Source organism: Streptomyces sp. NPDC001568 (genome assembly GCF_042893755.1).
Classification (GTDB): Bacteria; Actinomycetota; Actinomycetes; order Streptomycetales; family Streptomycetaceae; genus Streptomyces.
This window is the reverse complement of record NZ_JBIAVF010000001.1, coordinates 249,760-266,068: the sequence shown is the minus strand read 5'-3', so window position 1 is coordinate 266,068 and position 16,309 is coordinate 249,760. Positions and strand designations below refer to the sequence as shown.

Sequence of the window (16,309 nt, the reverse complement as noted above, 5' to 3'; positions counted from 1 at the left end):
GTCATGGGTGACGTCGGGGTCCGACGTCCGTACTGCGGTACTTCCACCCTGCCCCGGTCCGAGCGGCCCACCCAGACCCCTGCCGTGCCTAGGACTGGCGAACCTACCCTTGGCGGGGTCAGGCTCGTCCCCTCGTCCGCGGTCCCGCCCGGGGATACTGGCGGTATGGACCAGCTTGATCAGCGAGCCGAACTCGGCGAGTTCCTGCGCAGCCGCCGTGCCCGGCTGCGCCCCGAGGACGTCGGCCTGCCCGACTACGGCCGGCACCGGCGGGTTCCCGGGCTGCGCCGCGAGGAGCTGGCGCAACTGGCCGGGGTGTCGGTGACGTACTACACGCGGCTGGAGCAGGGGCACGGGCAGAACGTGTCGGCGGAGGTCCTGGACGCCATCGCGCGAGCGCTGCGGCTCGACGGCACCGAGTCGGACCACCTGACCCACCTGGCGCGGCCCCGGGCCCGCGGTCGCAGCCGGTCGCGGCGCCCGCAGCAGGTCCGCCCGGAGCTGCGGAGCCTGCTGGAGGCGATGGAGGGCGTACCGGCGTACCTGGTGGGGCGGCGACAGGACGTCATCGGCTGGAACCGGTTGGCCGCGGCCGTCTTCGGCGACTTCGGGATGATGCCGGCGGCGGAGCGGAACCTGGTGCGGCTGGTGTTCCTCGACCCGGCGACGGCCGAGCTGTACGCGGAGTGGGAGTGCCGGGCCTGCGAGGTCGTGAGCAACCTGCGGATGTACGCGGGCCAGTACCCCGACGACGAGCAGCTGTCCGTACTGGTCGGGGAGCTGTCCGTGAAGAGCGAGGAGTTCCGCCGGCTGTGGGCGGCGCACACGGTGGCGGACAAGAAGACGCACGGGGTGAAGCGGCTGCGCCACCCGGTGGTGGGCGAGCTGGTGCTGCCGTTCGAGACGCTGGCGCTGCCCGACGATCCGGCCCAGTTCCTGGTGACCTACCACGCCGTGCCGGGCTCCCCCTCGGCGGACGCGCTGCGGCTGCTGTCGTCCTGGTCGGCGCCGGCCCACGAGCCGACGCCCTCCGCGTCGTCGCGGCCCGCCCCGCCGCCGCCCCCCGGGTCGGGAACGGCGCGCGCGGCGGAGCCCGCCTGACGCTCCGCCCCGGGGGCGCGTCGGGCCTTCGGGGTCAGAGCGCCAGCCGGAAGACGGCCGCGCCGCGCTCGCGCCGGTAGCCGAGGGCCTCGTTCACGGCCAGCATCGGGGCGTTCTCGTCGGCGACGGTCGTACCGATCCGGCGCAGCGCCGGGTGTCGTACGGCCGCCTCGGCCCGCATCCGCAGTTTCACGGCACGTCCCAGACCGCGGCCCCGGTGGGCGGGGACGACGACGGTGTCGTACTGGAGGGCGCGCGGCCCGTCCGGGTCGGGGATCACGAGCGCCGTGTACGCGGCGATCTCCCCGGCGGAGGTGACGGCGGCGACCATCAGCATCTTCCCGCCGCGGTCCAGGACGAGCCGCTGCGCGGCGTGCACCCGCTCCGGCGTCCAGGCGGTGAACCGCTCGTCGCCGTCGCCGGAGGGCGCGTCCTCCATCGCTGCGTGGGCCGCGGCGGCGGCCGGGGCCCACGCGTCGGGGACCAGACCGGCCCAGGTGAGGAGCTCGTACCCGGAGACGTCGGGGTCGGCCTCCGCGGCCGGGTCCTCCCCGAGCTCCTGCACGTACCAGGCCATCGGCAGCACGTTCACGAAGCCGGCGGCCTCCAGGAAGGCCTGTGCGGGCCCGCCCGTGTCGGCGACGGTGGACACCGAGGTCCGGCCCTGTTCGATCAGCTCGGCGCGGGTCCGCTCCCACAGGGCGCTGCCCACGCCCCGGCGGCGGGAGTCGGGGCGCACCGTCAGCTCGTCGAGGAACGCGGTGTGGGTGTTGCCCTCCTCGGTGAACAGCAGCAGGGAGGCGTGGCCCTCGCCGTCGGCCTGCGCCCAGTGCGCGAACCGTCCCCGGCCGGACGGGACGCGCAGCCGCCCGGCCGTCTCCGCCCGGGTGGGGGCGGGTACGCCGGGCAGCGCGGCGGTGTCGGCCGCGTGCGCGGAGACCTGCACCGCCCACCAGGTGTCCACCTCGTCGTCGGTCGGGGGCACGGACAGTGTCTCGATCTTCGTCATGCCCCGACCCTAGGCCGTGCGGTCACGATCACGCGGACCGGCCACCGCCCCGCGGGCCGTGGACGCGCGAACGGCGGGGAGCCCGTGAGGGGCTCCCCGCCGTTCGCGGGTTCGACCGGTGGCGCCGTCGTCGGCGGTCGGTCGGGTTGTCAGGCGGCCGAGCCGGCCTTCCACTCCGCCCAGTTCATGTTCCAGCCGTTGAGGCCGTTCTCCGGCTTGATGGTCTTGTCCGGGGAGTTCTTCACGGTGACGACGTCGCCGATCAGCGAGTTGTCGAAGAACCACGCGCCGGGCTGGTCCGGGTCGTTGGCGCCCTTGGCGTCGTTCAGACCGACACAGCCGTGACTGGTGTTCACCTTCCCGAAGATCGAGTCGGCGCCCCAGTAGTTGCCGTGGATGAAGGTGCCGGAGGTGGACAGCCGCATCGCGTGCGGGACGTCCTTGATGTCGTACTCGCCCTTGCCGTCATTGCCCTTGAAGCCGACGGTGGCGCCGTCCATCCGGGTCTCCTTGAACTTCTCGGAGATCACCATCTGACCGTTGTACGTGGGGTTCTCCGGGGAGCCCGCCGAGATCGGGATGGTCTTGAGGACCGCGCCGTCCCGGGTGACCGTCATCGTCTTCGCCGTCACGTCGACGGTGGAGACCTGGCTCCGGCCGACCTTGAAGGTGACGGTCTTGTTCTGCACGCCCTGGATGCCGGGTGCGCCCTGCACGCCCTGGAGCGCGAGCTTCAGGGTGACCGTGGAGTTCGCCTTCCAGTACTCCTCCGGGCGGAAGTCCAGGCGCTGGTTGCCGAACCAGTGGCCGACGACTTCCTGGCCGCTGCTGGAGCTGACCGTGATCGCCGACTGGACGGCCTTCTGGTCCTTGATCGGCTTGTTGAAGGTGATCGAGACCGGCATGCCCACGCCGACCGTCTGGCCCTCGTCCGGGACGAACGAGCCGACGAAGCTGTTCTCCGGCGAGAGGGTGGTGAACGAGGCGTTCTCGTGGGCCTCGCGCCCGGCCTCGTCCTTCGCGGTCGCCGCCAGCGCGTACTTCGTGGAGCGCTTGAGGGCCGCGTCCGGCTTCCAGCTCTTGCCGTCGGCGGCTATCTTGCCCGCCACCACGGCGCCCTCGGAGCTCTTCAACTCGACCTGGGTGAGCTTCCCGTCGCTGACGGTGACGTTCGCCGCGTCGTTCAGGGCTATGTTGGTGGAGCCGTCCTTGGGCGTGATCTCTATCTTCGCCTTGGAGGCGTCCTTGGCCGCCGCCGCGTCCACGTCCGCCTGCGCCTTGCCCGTTTCCGCGCTGCCCTGAGGCTTCTCGGTACCCCCGTCGTTGCAGGCCGAGAGCATCAGTACGCCGCCGAGCACGGCGGACACGGCCACCAGGGACCTTTTCCGCCGCATGCTGTACGTCCTCACACGTCACTCCATCGTTGCCGGAAACCCCGAGGCTGCATTCCCGGGATTGGGCCGGGCAGGGGGCATCACCCCCTGCTCGTCCTGACAACGCGTTAACAACGCGGATCGGTTCCACACTCCGTTCGAATGTGTGCAACCCCACGGTCAGGCGTTGTCCGCCTCTTCCTCGAAGTCCCCATCTTCCTCGTCGAGGTCCCACTCCAGGGACTCGGGGTCGTATTCGACCGGTTCACTGCTCCAGGAGGCCTGTGCCAGTTCGATTCCGGGCAGTTCCGCGACCAGGTCGGTGGGGTCCACCAGGTAGGCCAGCGCCTCCGATTCGTCCTGCCGGACGGCGGCCTCGGCATGGCCGCGCTCCTCGTCCGGCATGAACTCGTCCGCTTTGATGTGGCCGAGCGCGGCGCCGATGAGCGCCTCGGAGTCGGAGACTTCGAGGACCAAATCCACCCGAAGGCGTACGTATCGTGATGTCTCAGAAGGGTTCATACGACGGAGAGTAAGCCCGCGACAGCCTCGACTTTCCCACGACCCGCCCTCTTCACTAGCATCGGCGCACACGGCCAATTCGCTGCTGCCACAAGGGGGATCGCACCGTGTCCGCACGTCGACCGCTGCTCACCGCTCTCGGAGCGACCACCCTCCTCGCCGTCCTCTGGTTCGTTCCCTCGGCGAACGCCACCGCTCCGGACCGGAACACGGCGAGTTCTTCCGGCGGCCCCGCCGCCGCCAACACCGGCACCGTCAACGGCGTCCTCGCGGGAGACGACGCCACCGGGTCCGGCGCGTCCGAGGACGCCTCCGCCGGGGACCGGACCTCCACGGTCACCCTCACGCTCGCCGACACCGGCAGTACGGACACCACCCCGTACGTCCTGGGCGGCACGCTCTGCCTGGGTCTGGGCGCCGGGTTCGTGACCTTCTCCGTACGCCGCTCCCGCACCCGGTAGCGGCGTACGCGCAGAACGCGAAGGGGCCGGGCCCCGGGGAGCGATCCCCGGGGCCCGGCCCCGTCCGGTACGTCGACCGTCAGGCGAGGGGACCCGTCACCGGCTCCACCGCCGCGACGAGCCCGCCCGCGCGCACGAACGCGTCGGCGGCGGCCAGGTCGGGGGCGAGGAAGCGATCCGGCCCGGGACCCTGCACCCCGGCCGCGCGCGCCGCGCCGATGGCGGCCCGGCTGGCCGGCGCCGGGGTCAGCCCGTGACGGAGCTCGATGGCCCGGGTGGCCGCGTAGAGCTCGATCGCGATGATCCGGGTCAGGTTGTCGATCGCCGTACGCAGCTTGCGCGCGGCCGACCACCCCATGGAGACGTGGTCCTCCTGCATGGCGGAGGAGGGGATCGAGTCGGCGGAGGCCGGCACCGCGAGCCGCTTCATCTCGCTGACCAGGGCTGCCTGCGTGTACTGGGCGATCATCAGGCCGGAGTCCACGCCGGCGTCGTCCGCGAGGAACGGCGGCAGGCCGTGGCTGCGGTTCTTGTCCAGCAGCCGGTCGGTGCGGCGCTCGGCGATCGAACCGAGGTCGGCGGCGGCGATGGCCAGGAAGTCCAGCACGTACGCGACGGGGGCGCCGTGGAAGTTGCCGTTGGACTCGACGCGTCCGTCCGGCAGCACCACCGGGTTGTCGACGGCGGCGGCCAGCTCGCGGGAGGCGACCATCGCGGCGTGCGCCATGGTGTCCCGGCCTGCGCCGGCGACCTGCGGGGCGCAGCGCACCGAGTAGGCGTCCTGGACGCGCGGGGCGGACTCCTCCTGGAAGTGCCCGGTCAGCCCGGAGCCCTTCAGCACGGCGGCCATGTTGGCGGCCGAGGCACCCTGACCGGGGTGCGGGCGGATGGCGTGCAGCTCGGGCTGGAGGACCTTCTCCGTACCGAGCAGCGCCTCCAGGGTGAGGGCGGCGGTGATGTCGGCGGAGGTGTAGAGGGTGCCCAGGTCGGCGAGGGCCATGATCAGCATGCCGAGCATGCCGTCGGTGCCGTTGAGGAGGGCGAGGCCCTCCTTCTCGCGGAGCTCGACGGGCTCGATGCCGGCCTCGGCGAGCAGCTCGCCCGCGGGGCGGACGGCGCCGTCGGGGCCTTCGGCGTCGCCCTCGCCCATGAGCGCGAGCGCGCAGTGGGACAGCGGCGCGAGGTCACCGGAGCAGCCGAGGGAGCCGTACTCGTGGACGACGGGGGTGATCCCGGCGTTCAGCACGTCCGCCATGGTCTGCGCGACGGAGGGCCGCACGCCCGTGTGCCCGGAGGCCACGGTCTTCAGCCGCAGGAACATCAGGGCGCGCACGACCTCGCGCTCGACGCGCGGGCCCATGCCGGCGGCGTGCGAGCGGACGATGTTGCGCTGGAGCTGGGCGCGCAGCTCGGGGCTGATGTGCCGGGAGGCGAGGGCGCCGAAGCCGGTGGAGACCCCGTAGACGGGCTCGGGCTTGGCGGCCAACGCGTCGACGATGGCGCGGGCTCGGGCGAGGGCTTCGAGCGCCTCGCCGGACAGCTCGACCCGCGCGTTGCCGCGGGCCACGGCGATGACGTCCTCGGCGGTGGTTCCGGACGTCCCCACCACGACAGTGTGCATATCCATATTCAGCACCCTACGGACTGAATCCCTTCATGTCACCACCCGAGTTCGTCACGATCGAGCAGCACGACCACCCCTTACGTCCGCACCCCCCGTGCGCCACCCTCACCCCCTGCCGCGGAACCGGCGCCGTTCGCCCGGGCCCTCCTGCGCGGCCGCGTCCGCGAGACGTACGACGGCGGTGTCGCGGCCCGCGACGACCGGGTGCGGGGAGCGGGCCGCCTTGGCCTTGTACTGGGCGGCGTCGGCGAGCCGGAACAGCCGCCGGGAGGACTTGACGAGCCCGATGGGGTCCCCGGTGGAGGCGACCCCGCAGGCCACCCCCTCCCCGAGTTCGAGGGCGGCGGCCCGCCGGCACACCTCCTCGGTGACGCGGACGACGTCGTCGGCGGGCGGTCCGACGCTGACGAGGCAGAACTCGTCGCCCCCGAGCCGCGCCACGAGGGTGCCGGCGAGCATCGCGCCGCACAGGCTGAGGACGGAGCCGAAGCGTTCGAGGAGCCGGTCGCCCATGGCGTGGCCGAGCGTGTCATTGACCTTCTTGAGCCCGTTGAGGTCGCACACGACCAGGCTCACCACGACCCCGGTCCGCCGGTGTTCCTCCAGCGCCTCGTCGAGGCGCATGTCCACGGACCGCCGGTTGGCGAGACCGGTGAGGGGGTCGGTGAAGGCGAGCCGGCGCGCCTCCTCCAGGCGTTCGTTCTGCGCCAACCCGGCGGCGACGACGGCCGCGAGCACGGTCGCGAACTCCGCGTCGTCCTCGTCGAAGTCGGGCAGCCCCTCGTCCCGGGCGACGTAGAGCTCCCCCCAGGCCCGCCCGCTGAGCACGATCGGCGCGACCACGCAGGTCCCCCGGCCGCGCCGGCGCAACGCCTCGCCCCGCCGCCCGGGACGCTCGCCGACGGCGCTCTCGACCCACGCGTGGGGCCCGCCGCCACCGACCCAGCGCTCGTGGAGGAACTCGGTGATCTCCGGGAAGTCGTGCACGGGGTAGGACTCGTCCTCGGGGAACTCCTCCTCCCCGGCGCGCCGCTCCCCCTCGTTGACGAGGACGCGCAGCCGGCCCCGCTCGCGTTCCCAGGCGGAGATCGCGGCGAAGGAGCCGTCCATCGCCAGGCGCGCGCCGCGCGCGGCCGCCCGGACGCTGTCCCGCGGCGCGCAGGCGGCCGCCATGGCCTGCGCGAGGCCCACGACGGCTCTCAGCCGCCCGTCAACTCCCATCACTCCAGATTAGGGAGTTTTGTCCTATTCGGTGACGGCCGGCGCGGCATTCGGCTCCGCCGACCGCCCCGAGCCGGGGCGGGTCCGGCCCGGTCCGGCCCGGCGCCGCTCGTTACGGCCGCACCGCTCGTTACGTCCGGCCGCTCGTCCGCGCCCCGGCGGGCGTCACTGCCCCGGCCAGTTCGGCTTGCGCTTCTCGTTGAACGCCGCCACGCCCTCGGCCCGGTCCCCCGAGAAGGCGACCGTCCGCCAGGCCGCGTCCTCGATCTCCAGCCCCGCCGACAGGTCCATGCCGTGCCCCAGCCGCAGGGCCCGCTTGGCCGCGCGCAGCCCGACCGGGGAGTTCGCCGCCATCCGCCCGGCCAGCGCCAGGGCCTGCGTACGGTCCTCGCCCGCCGGGGCCAGCGAGTCGACCAGGCCCAGGGACAGCGCCTCGGCGGCCTCCACCCGGCGGGCCGTGAAGATCAGCTCGGCGGCCCGGGCCGCCCCGACCCGGCGCGGCAGCAGCTGCGTACCGCCACCGCCCGGGATGACGCCCACGGACACCTCGGGGAGGCCGACCACGGCGCTCTCGTCGGCCACGATGACGTCGCAGGCCAGTGCCAGCTCGAAGCCGCCGCCGAGCGCGAAGCCGTGCACCGCCGCGATGGTGGGCATCGGCAGCTCCAGCACGCCCCCGTACGCCCCGCGGGTGGTCGGCCGCTGCCGCACCAGCTCGGCGTCGGAGAAGGAGTTGCGCTCCTTGAGGTCGGCGCCGACACAGAAGGCCCGCTCGTGCGTCGAGGACAGCACCACGACCCGTACGGAGGCGTCGGCGGCCAGCGCCGCGCACGCCGAGCCGATCGAGCGCGCCATCTCCGTCGACACGGCGTTCATCGCCTTGGGCCGGTCCAGCACCAGCTCGGCGACCGCACCTCCGTCGCCGTGGCGCCGCACCGCGACGAACTCCCCGAATCGGACCTCGTCCACAGCCACGCCACCCTCCCGGTTAACGAACGTTACCCGGGGATCTTAGGCTTCCGCCGCGTCAACGACCAGGGCTCCACGACGCCCAGTCCGCGGACGGGCCGCTGCCACATCGGCTGGAGCGCGAACCGGTAGGCGCCGCCGCCCTCCTCCAGCTCCGCCGACTTCTCCGAGAGCGGCGCCGCGCCGGTGCGGCCGAGCTCCTCGGCCATCGCCCCGTCGACGAGCACCGCGTCCTTCGGCGCTATGGAGGTAAGCCGGCTGGCGAGGTTCACCGTGGTCCCGAAGACGTCGCCCATCCGCGTCGTCACCGTGCCGAAGGCGATCCCGACCCGCAGCTCGGGCATCTGCGGATCGGCCTCCATCGTCTCGATCAGCCTCAGCGCGATCTCCGCGGCCGTCGCCGCGTCGTCGGCGCAGTACAGCACCTCGTCGCCCAGGGTCTTGATCAACCGGCCGCCGTGCGCCGCCACCAGGTCGGCCGCCGTCGTCTCGAAGGCCTCGACGAGCTCGCCGAGCTCCTCCTCCTCCAGCCGGCGGGTCAGCCGGGTGAACCCGACCAGGTCCGCGAAGCCCACCGCCAGGCGCCGGTCGACCATCTCCTCGTCGTCCGCGACCTGCACGACCCGCCCCGTCGCGGCCGCCAGCTGGCGCCGCCACACGTAGACGAGGAACTCCTCCAGCTCCGGCAGCAACAGCTCGACCAGCGGGTACGTGACCTCGGTACGGGTCATTCCCGGCTCGGGCGGCTCGGTCAGCCCCTCCAGGAAGGAATCGATCTGCCATTCGGCCAGTCGGGCGGTGGTCTGCCCGGTGGACCGGGCCACCTGCACCGCCATCGGCTCGGACAGCAGCCCGGCCTCCACCAGACCCGCGAGCCGTCGCAGGGCCAGTACGTCGGCCTCCGTGAGCGCCTTGGCCTGGCCGATGTCGGCGAAGCCCATGGCCCGCCAGAAGCGCGAGGCCAACTCCATCGACACACCGGCGCTACGGGCCGCCTGGAAGGGCGTGTACCGCCGCTCGGCGCCGAGGATCAGCTGCTCCAGCCGGATCGCCAACGGATCGGCCGTCGGCTGCGCCGTGTGGTCGACCTCGTGGTGCGGCGTGTGCTGGTCCCGCCCGATGGGGGTCCCGGGGCCGCTCCCCGAGCCGGCCCCGGACGCGCCGGACGTAGGGTCGTCGACGGTCAAGGGCCGCCTCCTGTCCATTCCGTGCGCACTGCCGAACCGGGTGATCACCGGGAGGACCGGGATCGCCTAAACCATACGGCAGGTGTGCCGTAGCTCACTCCTCCACTTCCGGGTCCCGGCCATCCCCCGAGCCGGCCCCGCGGGGAACACCGGCCCGGCCGGGAAATCCGGCCCCGCAGGCGTTCGAGGCGACCTGCGCAGCCCCCGTCCGGCCCCGCCGGCGTCCGGGGCGCGGGGGCCCGGGGTCCCGGGGTCCCGGGGGCGGAGCCCCCGGCAACCCGGCCGCACCCTCCGCACCGGGCGCAACCGAAAGCGGGCCGCCCCACCCCCACCCGGCCAGGGTCAGCGCACGGACCGAAGGTGCACCACGTCACCGGCCCCCACGGCCTCCCGCTCACCCTCGACCGTACGGATCACCAGCCGCCCGTCCGCGTCCACCGCTTCGGCCGTTCCGGTGAGGGTCCGCCCGCCGGGCAGGTCCGCCCGTACGTGCTTGCCCAGCGTCGCGCAGCCGGCCGCGTACGCCTCCTGGAGCCCGCTGACCCCCGGGTCACCCGCCGCGTCGCGCCAGTTCCCGTACCACTGCTCCAGCGCGCGCAGCACGGTCTTCAGCAGCGGGTCCCGGTCCGTCGCCGACGCCTTGGCCAGCAGCAGCGAACCGGCCGTCGGCACGGGCAGCTCGTCCTCCGTGAGGGTCACGTTGAGGCCGATCCCGATGACCACCCCGTCCGCGACGCGCTCCGCGAGGATGCCGCCGGTCTTGCGCTCCTCGCCGTCCACGCCGACGAGCAGGTCGTTGGGCCACTTAAGCATGGTGTCCACACCCGCCGCCCGGGACAGCCCGGTCGCGGTGGCCACCCCGGCCAGCAGGGTCAGCCACCCCCACCGCTCCTCCGGCACGCCCGGGCCCGGCTTGAGGAGGACGGAGAAGAACAGCCCGGACCGGGCGGGCGCCGTCCAGCTGCGGTCGAGGCGCCCGCGCCCCGCGGTCTGCTCCTCGGCGACGAGCACCGCCCCCTCGGGCAGCGAGCCGGCCCGCGCCGCGAGGTCGGTGTTGGTGGACCCGGTGGCGGGGACGACCTCCAGGGAGGTCCACAGGCCTCCCTCGGTCACGAGGGCGCGTTGCAGGGCTGCGGTGTTGAGGGGAGGGCGGTCCAGGCTCGACCAGCGTCCCGCGGAGGCTCCGGTTGGAGCATCTGATGGCGTCATGCAAGTCAATGTAGGTGTGTCAAACGCCGCACTGCCGAGCGCCATGCCCGCCGATACGCTACGCACCAGTAGCCAGCAGCAGTCAATCAATTGACCAGGCAGTTGACACCACACAGGGAGCCGCGACCCCGATGTCCCAACCCTCAGAGCCGATCGACATCCACACGACCGCGGGCAAGCTCGCGGATCTGCGGCGCCGCGTCGAGGAAGCCACCCACGCAGGTTCCGAACGCGCCGTGGAGAAGCAGCACGCCAAGGGCAAGCTGACGGCACGCGAGCGGGTGGCACTGCTGCTGGACGAGGGGTCCTTCGTAGAGCTCGACGAGTTCGCCCGGCACCGGTCCACCAACTTCGGGCTGGAGAAGACCCGGCCCTACGGCGACGGCGTCGTCACCGGCTACGGCACGGTGGACGGCCGCCCGGTGGCCGTGTTCTCGCAGGACTTCACCGTCTTCGGCGGAGCCCTCGGCGAGGTCTACGGCCAGAAGATCATGAAGGTCATGGACTTCGCGCTGAAGACCGGATGCCCGCTCGTCGGCATCAACGACTCCGGCGGCGCCCGCATCCAGGAGGGCGTCAGCGCGCTCGGCATGTACGGCGAGATCTTCCGCCGCAACGTCCACGCGTCCGGCGTGATCCCGCAGATCAGCCTGGTCGTCGGCCCCTGCGCCGGCGGCGCCGTGTACTCCCCCGCCATCACCGACTTCACCGTGATGGTCGATCAGACCTCGCACATGTTCATCACCGGCCCGGACGTCATCAAGACGGTCACCGGCGAGGACGTCGGCTTCGAGGAGCTCGGCGGAGCCCGTACGCACAACAGCACGTCCGGCGTCGCCCACCACATGGCGGGTGACGAGAAGGACGCCATCGAGTACGTCAAGTCCCTGCTGGCGTACCTGCCGTCGAACAACCTCTCCGAGCCGCCCGCGTTCCCGGAGGAGGCGGACACCGAGGTCTCCGCTACCGACCTCGAACTCGACACGCTGATCCCGGACAGCGCGAACCAGCCGTACGACATGCACACCGTGATCGAGCACGTGCTCGACGACGCGGAGTTCCTGGAGACGCAGTCGCTGTTCGCGCCGAACATCCTGACCGGCTTCGGCCGCGTCGAGGGGCACCCGGTGGGCATCGTCGCCAACCAGCCGATGCAGTTCGCCGGCTGCCTGGACATCAACGCTTCCGAGAAGGCTGCGCGCTTCGTCCGAACGTGCGACGCTTTCAACGTGCCCGTGCTGACGTTCGTGGACGTTCCGGGCTTCCTGCCCGGCACGGACCAGGAGTACAACGGCATCATCCGGCGGGGCGCGAAGCTCATCTACGCCTACGCCGAGGCCACCGTCCCGCTGATCACCGTCATCACCCGCAAGGCCTTCGGCGGGGCGTACGACGTCATGGGCTCCAAGCACCTCGGCGCGGACCTCAACCTGGCCTGGCCGACCGCCCAGATCGCCGTCATGGGCGCCCAGGGCGCGGTGAACATCCTGCACCGGCGGGCCATCGCCGAGGCGGAGCAGGCCGGCGCCGCCGACGAGACCCGCGCGCGGCTCATCACCGAGTACGAGGACGCCCTGCTCAACCCCTACACGGCGGCCGAGCGCGGCTACGTCGACGCGGTGGTCATGCCGTCCGAGACCCGCGCTCACGTGGTGAAGGGCCTGCGCCAGCTGCGCACCAAGCGGGAGTCCCTGCCCCCGAAGAAGCACGGCAACATCCCCCTGTAGCCCCCCGAGGAGATCTCCGTGGTGATCAAGGTCGTCAAGGGCAACCCGACCCCCGAGGAGCTGGCCGCCGCACTGGCGGTGGTCCAAGCGCGCGCGGCGGCGCTGGCCTCGGCCCCGTCGGGCGCGCCCCGGGTTCCGGACGAGTGGGCCGCGCCGGGCCGGGTGGCCCGCCGCCGGCTGCCGCGGCCGGGCCCGCGCGCCTGGGGTCGTACGTACTGGCCCGGCCAGGGCTGAGTCCGGTCCCCCGCCCGACCGGGCGGGGGACCGGACGAAGATGACGTGAACGCACGGTGGCGCCTGAGTACGAGTACTCAGGCGCCACCGCCGCGCCGGCGTCAGGATCGAAGCATGCTCTGGTCAGACCCGAAGGACGAGCCGCCGAAGGACATGCGCGACGCGCAGGCGATGCTCCGGCGACTGCTCGTGGTCCTCGTCCTCGCGATGGTGGTGGGCGTCTACCTGCTGGGCGTCGCCCCGTTCTAGACGGTCCTCGGGGCCGCCCTACGATGGCTCCCATGACCGCTACCCCACAGCCCGCCGCCCCGTCGGCCGCAGACCCGCGGCCCGCGAGCCCGCGCCGCCCGCTGGTCCTCGCCTCCGCCTCGCCCGCCCGGCTGAACCTGCTGCGGCAGGCCGGGCTGGCCCCGCACGTGATCGTCAGCGGCTTCGACGAGGACACCCTGGACCACGACGAGCCGGCGGCCCTCGCGCTGGCCCTCGCCGAGGCCAAGGCCGCCGTGGTGGCGGCCCTCCCGGAGGCCGCGGGCGCCCTGGTGATCGGCTGCGACTCGGTGCTGGAGCTGGACGGGGAGGCGCTGGGCAAGCCGGCCGACGCGACGGAGGCCACCGCCCGCTGGACGTCCATGCGGGGCCGGTCGGGCGTGCTGCGCACGGGCCACTGCGTGGTCGACACCGCCACGGGCCGTCAGGTCTCGGCGACGGCCTCCACCACGGTCCGCTTCGGTGAGCCCACGGACGCGGAGGTGGCGGCCTACGTGGCGAGCGGGGAACCGCTGCACGTCGCCGGGGCGTTCACCCTGGACGGACTGTCCGCGCCGTTCATCGACGGCATCGACGGCGACCCGGGCAACGTCATCGGCCTGTCCCTGCCGCTGCTGCGCTCCCTGCTGGGCGAACTGGACGTGTCCATCACGGACTTGTGGGCCTGAACTCCCCCACCGGCCCGGGGGGCGCCTTCGGCCGGGCGCCGGGGGCGTCCCCGTCGGTCCTGGCGTAGAGCAACAGGCACAGCACGAGCAGGCACAGCACCAGCATCAGCGCGCCCCAGACCGGCCAGCCGGCCAGCCCGACGGCGAGCGTGCCGAGCAGCGCGTGCAGGACGGCCGCGGCGATCAGCAGGACGCGCCCGAAGCGGCCCGGCGACCGGTCCCGCACGGCGGCGACGGCGAGCACGAGGGCGCACAGCAGCAGGAAGGCCCCGGCGCCGGCGCCCATCACGTAGGTGGCCGTGGACATGAGCTCCGGGTCGCTGCCCGCGATGGACATCGACTGGTTCGCGGTGGTCAGGCCCAGCACCAGGTGGACGAGTACGAGCAGCGCCGCCTCGGCGACGAGCACGGCCGCGGCCAGCCCGGCCACGAATCTGCGCAGCACGACGCCCCCATCCCCCGACACGCCACAAGCGTGTTCGACGACCTGGAGGCTACTAACGAGTAAACCTGCGGACAAGGGGGCGGGGCGGCTTCGTTACGGAGGCCCTCCGTGACGGCCCTCACGCAAAGAATGCATAGGCCGTTCGTAGGGACTCCACAAAGAATCAACGGGGGCGGCTGACCCGGAGAACAGAGACCTGCGCCGTCCATCAGGGTTACTGTGCAGTCTGGGATCTCCCTGACCTGGGGCGACACAAGGGTTTTCGGACTAGAGCCTGCCTCGAATCACGCTCCGTGTGGGCAAGCTCACCTCCGGGAAAGGGTCGAAAGGCCGTGTCGACTATCCCTAAACTCAGCTTGTTTCAAGGAGGGAGCCATCGTGCGCAAGGTGCTCATCGCCAACCGTGGCGAAATCGCTGTCCGCGTTGCTCGGGCATGCCGGGATGCAGGGATCGCGAGCGTAGCCGTCTACGCCGATCCGGACCGGGATGCCCTGCACGTCCGCGCGGCAGACGAAGCTTTCGCGTTGGGCGGTGACACCCCGGCCGCCAGCTACCTCGACATCGCGAAGGTCCTGCAGGCAGCCGCCGATTCCGGGGCCGACGCCATCCACCCCGGCTACGGATTCCTGTCGGAGAACGCCGACTTCGCGCAGGCCGTCATCGACGCCGGACTCACCTGGATCGGGCCGCCGCCCCAGGCCATCCGCGACCTCGGTGACAAGGTCGCCGCCCGGCACATCGCGCAGCGCGCCGGGGCCCCCCTCGTCGCCGGCACGCCCGACCCGGTCTCGGGGGCCGACGAGGTCGTCGCGTTCGCCGAGCAGCACGGTCTGCCGATCGCCATCAAGGCGGCCTTCGGTGGTGGCGGCCGCGGCCTGAAGGTCGCCCGCACCCTCGAAGAGGTGCCCGAGCTCTACGAATCGGCCGTCCGCGAGGCCGTCGCCGCCTTCGGCCGCGGCGAGTGCTTCGTCGAGCGCTACCTCGACAAGCCGCGTCACGTCGAGACCCAGTGCCTCGCCGACTCCCACGGCAACGTGGTCGTCGTCTCCACCCGTGACTGCTCGCTCCAGCGCCGCCACCAGAAGCTGGTGGAGGAGGCCCCGGCCCCGTTCCTCTCCGAGGCCCAGAACGCCGAGCTGTACGCCGCGTCGAAGGCGATCCTCAAGGAAGCCGGCTACGTCGGCGCCGGCACCGTCGAGTTCCTGGTCTCCGCCGACGGCCTGATCTCCTTCCTGGAGGTCAACACCCGCCTCCAGGTCGAGCACCCCGTCACCGAAGAGGTCGCGGGCATCGACCTGGTCCGCGAGATGTTCCGGATCGCCGACGGCGAGGAGCTCGGCTACGGGGACCCCGTCCTGCGCGGCCACTCCTTCGAGTTCCGCATCAACGGCGAGGACCCGGGTCGCGGCTTCCTCCCCGCTCCGGGCACCGTCACGAAGTTCGACGCCCCGTCCGGCCCCGGCGTGCGCCTCGACGCCGGCGTGGAGAGCGGTTCGGTGATCGGCCCGGCCTGGGACTCCCTCCTCGCCAAGCTCATCGTCACCGGCGCCACCCGCGAGCAGGCCCTCCAGCGCGCCGCCCGCGCGCTCGCCGAGTTCAACGTCGAGGGCATGGCCACGGCCATCCCCTTCCACCGCGCGGTCGTCGCCGACCCGGCGTTCGCCCCCGCGGGCGGCAAGCCGTTCACGATCCACACCCGGTGGATCGAGACCGAGTTCGTCAACGACATCAAGGCGTTCGTCGCTCCCGCCGCCGAGGAGACCGAGGACGAGCCCGGCCGCGAGACGGTCGTCGTCGAGGTCGGCGGCAAGCGTCTGGAGGTCTCCCTGCCCTCCTCGCTGGGCATGACCCTGGCGCGCACGGCCGCCGCCGGCGGCGCCAAGCCCAAGCGCCGCGCCGCGAAGAAGTCCGGCCCGGCCGCCTCCGGCGACACCCTCGCCTCCCCGATGCAGGGCACCATCGTCAAGGTGGCCGTCGAGGAGGGTCAGCAGGTCAACGAGGGAGACCTGGTCGTCGTCCTGGAAGCCATGAAGATGGAGCAGCCGCTGAACGCGCACCGCTCCGGCACCGTCGTCGGCCTGAGCGCCGAAGTCGGCGGCTCCGTCACCTCCGGCGCCACCATCTGCGAGATCAAGGACTGACGTCCGCGACACACCGCGTACGAAGGCCCCGCCCGGTCCGCCCGGGCGGGGCCTTCGCGTACGGGCCTTCGTCCGGCGCGCCCAGCGCGTCGAGCCCTGCTCGCGTTCCGGTACGGGTCGCCCGGCCGCCGCTTCCGGGCGGCGGCCGGG

At 72.6% G+C, this 16,309-nt stretch carries 16 protein-coding genes; 7 read left to right on the top strand and 9 right to left on the bottom strand.

Translation table 11 applies throughout. From position 1 onward, the window contains the following. Positions 1 to 165: 165 nt before the first annotated feature. Positions 166 to 1,101, top strand: coding sequence for a helix-turn-helix domain-containing protein (locus ACFY0I_RS01305; protein WP_388888463.1), 936 nt, complete (start codon positions 166 to 168; stop codon positions 1,099 to 1,101). A gap of 34 nt (positions 1,102 to 1,135) precedes the next feature. On the opposite strand, the gene ACFY0I_RS01300 is transcribed toward ACFY0I_RS01305, so the two are convergent. The 3 genes from ACFY0I_RS01300 to ACFY0I_RS01290 all read right to left on the bottom strand — a co-directional run bounded on the left by ACFY0I_RS01300 (position 1,136) and on the right by ACFY0I_RS01290 (position 4,005). Then, positions 1,136 to 2,110 carry a GNAT family N-acetyltransferase gene (locus tag ACFY0I_RS01300; protein WP_388888461.1) on the bottom strand — a complete coding sequence of 325 codons (975 nt, stop codon included), beginning with the start codon at positions 2,108 to 2,110 and terminating at the stop codon, positions 1,136 to 1,138. Between the two features lie 149 nt (positions 2,111 to 2,259). Next, entirely contained in the window at positions 2,260 to 3,504 is a 1,245-nt protein-coding gene (locus ACFY0I_RS01295) for an Ig-like domain-containing protein (RefSeq protein ID WP_388888458.1), read from the bottom strand. A 159-nt stretch (positions 3,505 to 3,663) separates the two neighbouring features. Beyond that, positions 3,664 to 4,005, bottom strand: a complete 342-nt coding sequence (locus ACFY0I_RS01290) for a hypothetical protein (RefSeq protein ID WP_388888455.1) — start codon at positions 4,003 to 4,005, stop codon at positions 3,664 to 3,666. 107 nt (positions 4,006 to 4,112) lie between these two features. On the opposite strand from ACFY0I_RS01290, the gene ACFY0I_RS01285 reads away from it, so the two are divergent. Beyond that, positions 4,113 to 4,466: an LPXTG cell wall anchor domain-containing protein gene (locus ACFY0I_RS01285; protein ID WP_388888452.1), complete on the top strand. Its 354-nt coding sequence runs from the start codon at positions 4,113 to 4,115 to the stop codon at positions 4,464 to 4,466. Between the two features lie 79 nt (positions 4,467 to 4,545). Here the strand turns inward: ACFY0I_RS01285 and hutH are convergent, their stop codons facing one another. The 5 genes from hutH to ACFY0I_RS01260 all read right to left on the bottom strand — a co-directional run bounded on the left by hutH (position 4,546) and on the right by ACFY0I_RS01260 (position 10,676). Next, complete coding sequence (hutH, locus tag ACFY0I_RS01280) at positions 4,546 to 6,087, bottom strand: histidine ammonia-lyase (RefSeq protein ID WP_388889296.1); 1,542 nt, start codon at positions 6,085 to 6,087, stop codon at positions 4,546 to 4,548. A gap of 108 nt (positions 6,088 to 6,195) precedes the next feature. Next, on the bottom strand, positions 6,196 to 7,311 hold the full coding sequence (locus ACFY0I_RS01275; protein ID WP_388888449.1) for a diguanylate cyclase domain-containing protein: 1,116 nt from the start codon (positions 7,309 to 7,311) through the stop codon (positions 6,196 to 6,198). Positions 7,312 to 7,476: 165 nt separating this feature from the next. Continuing rightward, a complete protein-coding gene (locus ACFY0I_RS01270) occupies positions 7,477 to 8,280 on the bottom strand; it encodes an enoyl-CoA hydratase/isomerase family protein (protein WP_388889293.1) in 804 nt (267 codons plus the stop codon). 29 nt (positions 8,281 to 8,309) lie between these two features. After that, positions 8,310 to 9,467, bottom strand: a complete 1,158-nt coding sequence (locus ACFY0I_RS01265; RefSeq protein WP_388888446.1) for an adenylate/guanylate cyclase domain-containing protein — start codon at positions 9,465 to 9,467, stop codon at positions 8,310 to 8,312. A gap of 342 nt (positions 9,468 to 9,809) precedes the next feature. Next, entirely contained in the window at positions 9,810 to 10,676 is an 867-nt protein-coding gene (locus tag ACFY0I_RS01260; RefSeq protein ID WP_388888443.1) for a biotin--[acetyl-CoA-carboxylase] ligase, read from the bottom strand. 131 nt (positions 10,677 to 10,807) lie between these two features. Between ACFY0I_RS01260 and ACFY0I_RS01255 the strand changes: the two genes are divergently transcribed. The 4 genes from ACFY0I_RS01255 (at position 10,808) to ACFY0I_RS01240 (ending at position 13,572) form a co-directional block, all read left to right on the top strand. After that, a complete protein-coding gene (locus ACFY0I_RS01255) occupies positions 10,808 to 12,403 on the top strand; it encodes an acyl-CoA carboxylase subunit beta (protein ID WP_388888440.1) in 1,596 nt (531 codons plus the stop codon). Between the two features lie 21 nt (positions 12,404 to 12,424). Next, the gene (locus tag ACFY0I_RS01250; RefSeq protein ID WP_281205696.1) at positions 12,425 to 12,637 is read left to right on the top strand and encodes an acyl-CoA carboxylase epsilon subunit; all 213 of its coding nucleotides are present in this window, start codon (positions 12,425 to 12,427) and stop codon (positions 12,635 to 12,637) included. Between the two features lie 114 nt (positions 12,638 to 12,751). Continuing rightward, a complete protein-coding gene (gene mmpB, locus ACFY0I_RS01245; RefSeq protein WP_281205636.1) occupies positions 12,752 to 12,886 on the top strand; it encodes a morphogenic membrane protein MmpB in 135 nt (44 codons plus the stop codon). A gap of 32 nt (positions 12,887 to 12,918) precedes the next feature. Continuing rightward, positions 12,919 to 13,572 carry a nucleoside triphosphate pyrophosphatase gene (locus ACFY0I_RS01240; RefSeq protein WP_388888437.1) on the top strand — a complete coding sequence of 218 codons (654 nt, stop codon included), beginning with the start codon at positions 12,919 to 12,921 and terminating at the stop codon, positions 13,570 to 13,572. Here ACFY0I_RS01240 and ACFY0I_RS01235 read toward each other — a convergent pair. After that, positions 13,553 to 14,038: a hypothetical protein gene (locus tag ACFY0I_RS01235; protein ID WP_388888434.1), complete on the bottom strand. Its 486-nt coding sequence runs from the start codon at positions 14,036 to 14,038 to the stop codon at positions 13,553 to 13,555. The genes ACFY0I_RS01240 and ACFY0I_RS01235 overlap by 20 nt on opposite strands. 357 nt (positions 14,039 to 14,395) lie before the next feature. Here ACFY0I_RS01235 and ACFY0I_RS01230 point away from each other — a divergent pair, with 357 nt between their 5' ends. After that, positions 14,396 to 16,159: an acetyl/propionyl/methylcrotonyl-CoA carboxylase subunit alpha gene (locus ACFY0I_RS01230; protein ID WP_388888431.1), complete on the top strand. Its 1,764-nt coding sequence runs from the start codon at positions 14,396 to 14,398 to the stop codon at positions 16,157 to 16,159. Positions 16,160 to 16,309: the final 150 nt, after the last annotated feature.

Coding starts and splice junctions, on each gene's coding strand:
- ACFY0I_RS01255 (WP_388888440.1), top strand. CDS start 10,808: ATGTCCCAACCCTCAGAGCCGATCGACATCCACACGACCGCGGGCAAG.
- ACFY0I_RS01260 (WP_388888443.1), bottom strand. CDS start 10,676: ATGACGCCATCAGATGCTCCAACCGGAGCCTCCGCGGGACGCTGGTCG.
- ACFY0I_RS01295 (WP_388888458.1), bottom strand. CDS start 3,504: ATGCGGCGGAAAAGGTCCCTGGTGGCCGTGTCCGCCGTGCTCGGCGGC.
- ACFY0I_RS01300 (WP_388888461.1), bottom strand. CDS start 2,110: ATGACGAAGATCGAGACACTGTCCGTGCCCCCGACCGACGACGAGGTG.
- ACFY0I_RS01305 (WP_388888463.1), top strand. CDS start 166: ATGGACCAGCTTGATCAGCGAGCCGAACTCGGCGAGTTCCTGCGCAGC.
- ACFY0I_RS01275 (WP_388888449.1), bottom strand. CDS start 7,311: ATGGGAGTTGACGGGCGGCTGAGAGCCGTCGTGGGCCTCGCGCAGGCC.
- mmpB (WP_281205636.1), top strand. CDS start 12,752: ATGCTCTGGTCAGACCCGAAGGACGAGCCGCCGAAGGACATGCGCGAC.
- ACFY0I_RS01290 (WP_388888455.1), bottom strand. CDS start 4,005: ATGAACCCTTCTGAGACATCACGATACGTACGCCTTCGGGTGGATTTG.
- ACFY0I_RS01240 (WP_388888437.1), top strand. CDS start 12,919: ATGACCGCTACCCCACAGCCCGCCGCCCCGTCGGCCGCAGACCCGCGG.
- hutH (WP_388889296.1), bottom strand. CDS start 6,087: ATGCACACTGTCGTGGTGGGGACGTCCGGAACCACCGCCGAGGACGTC.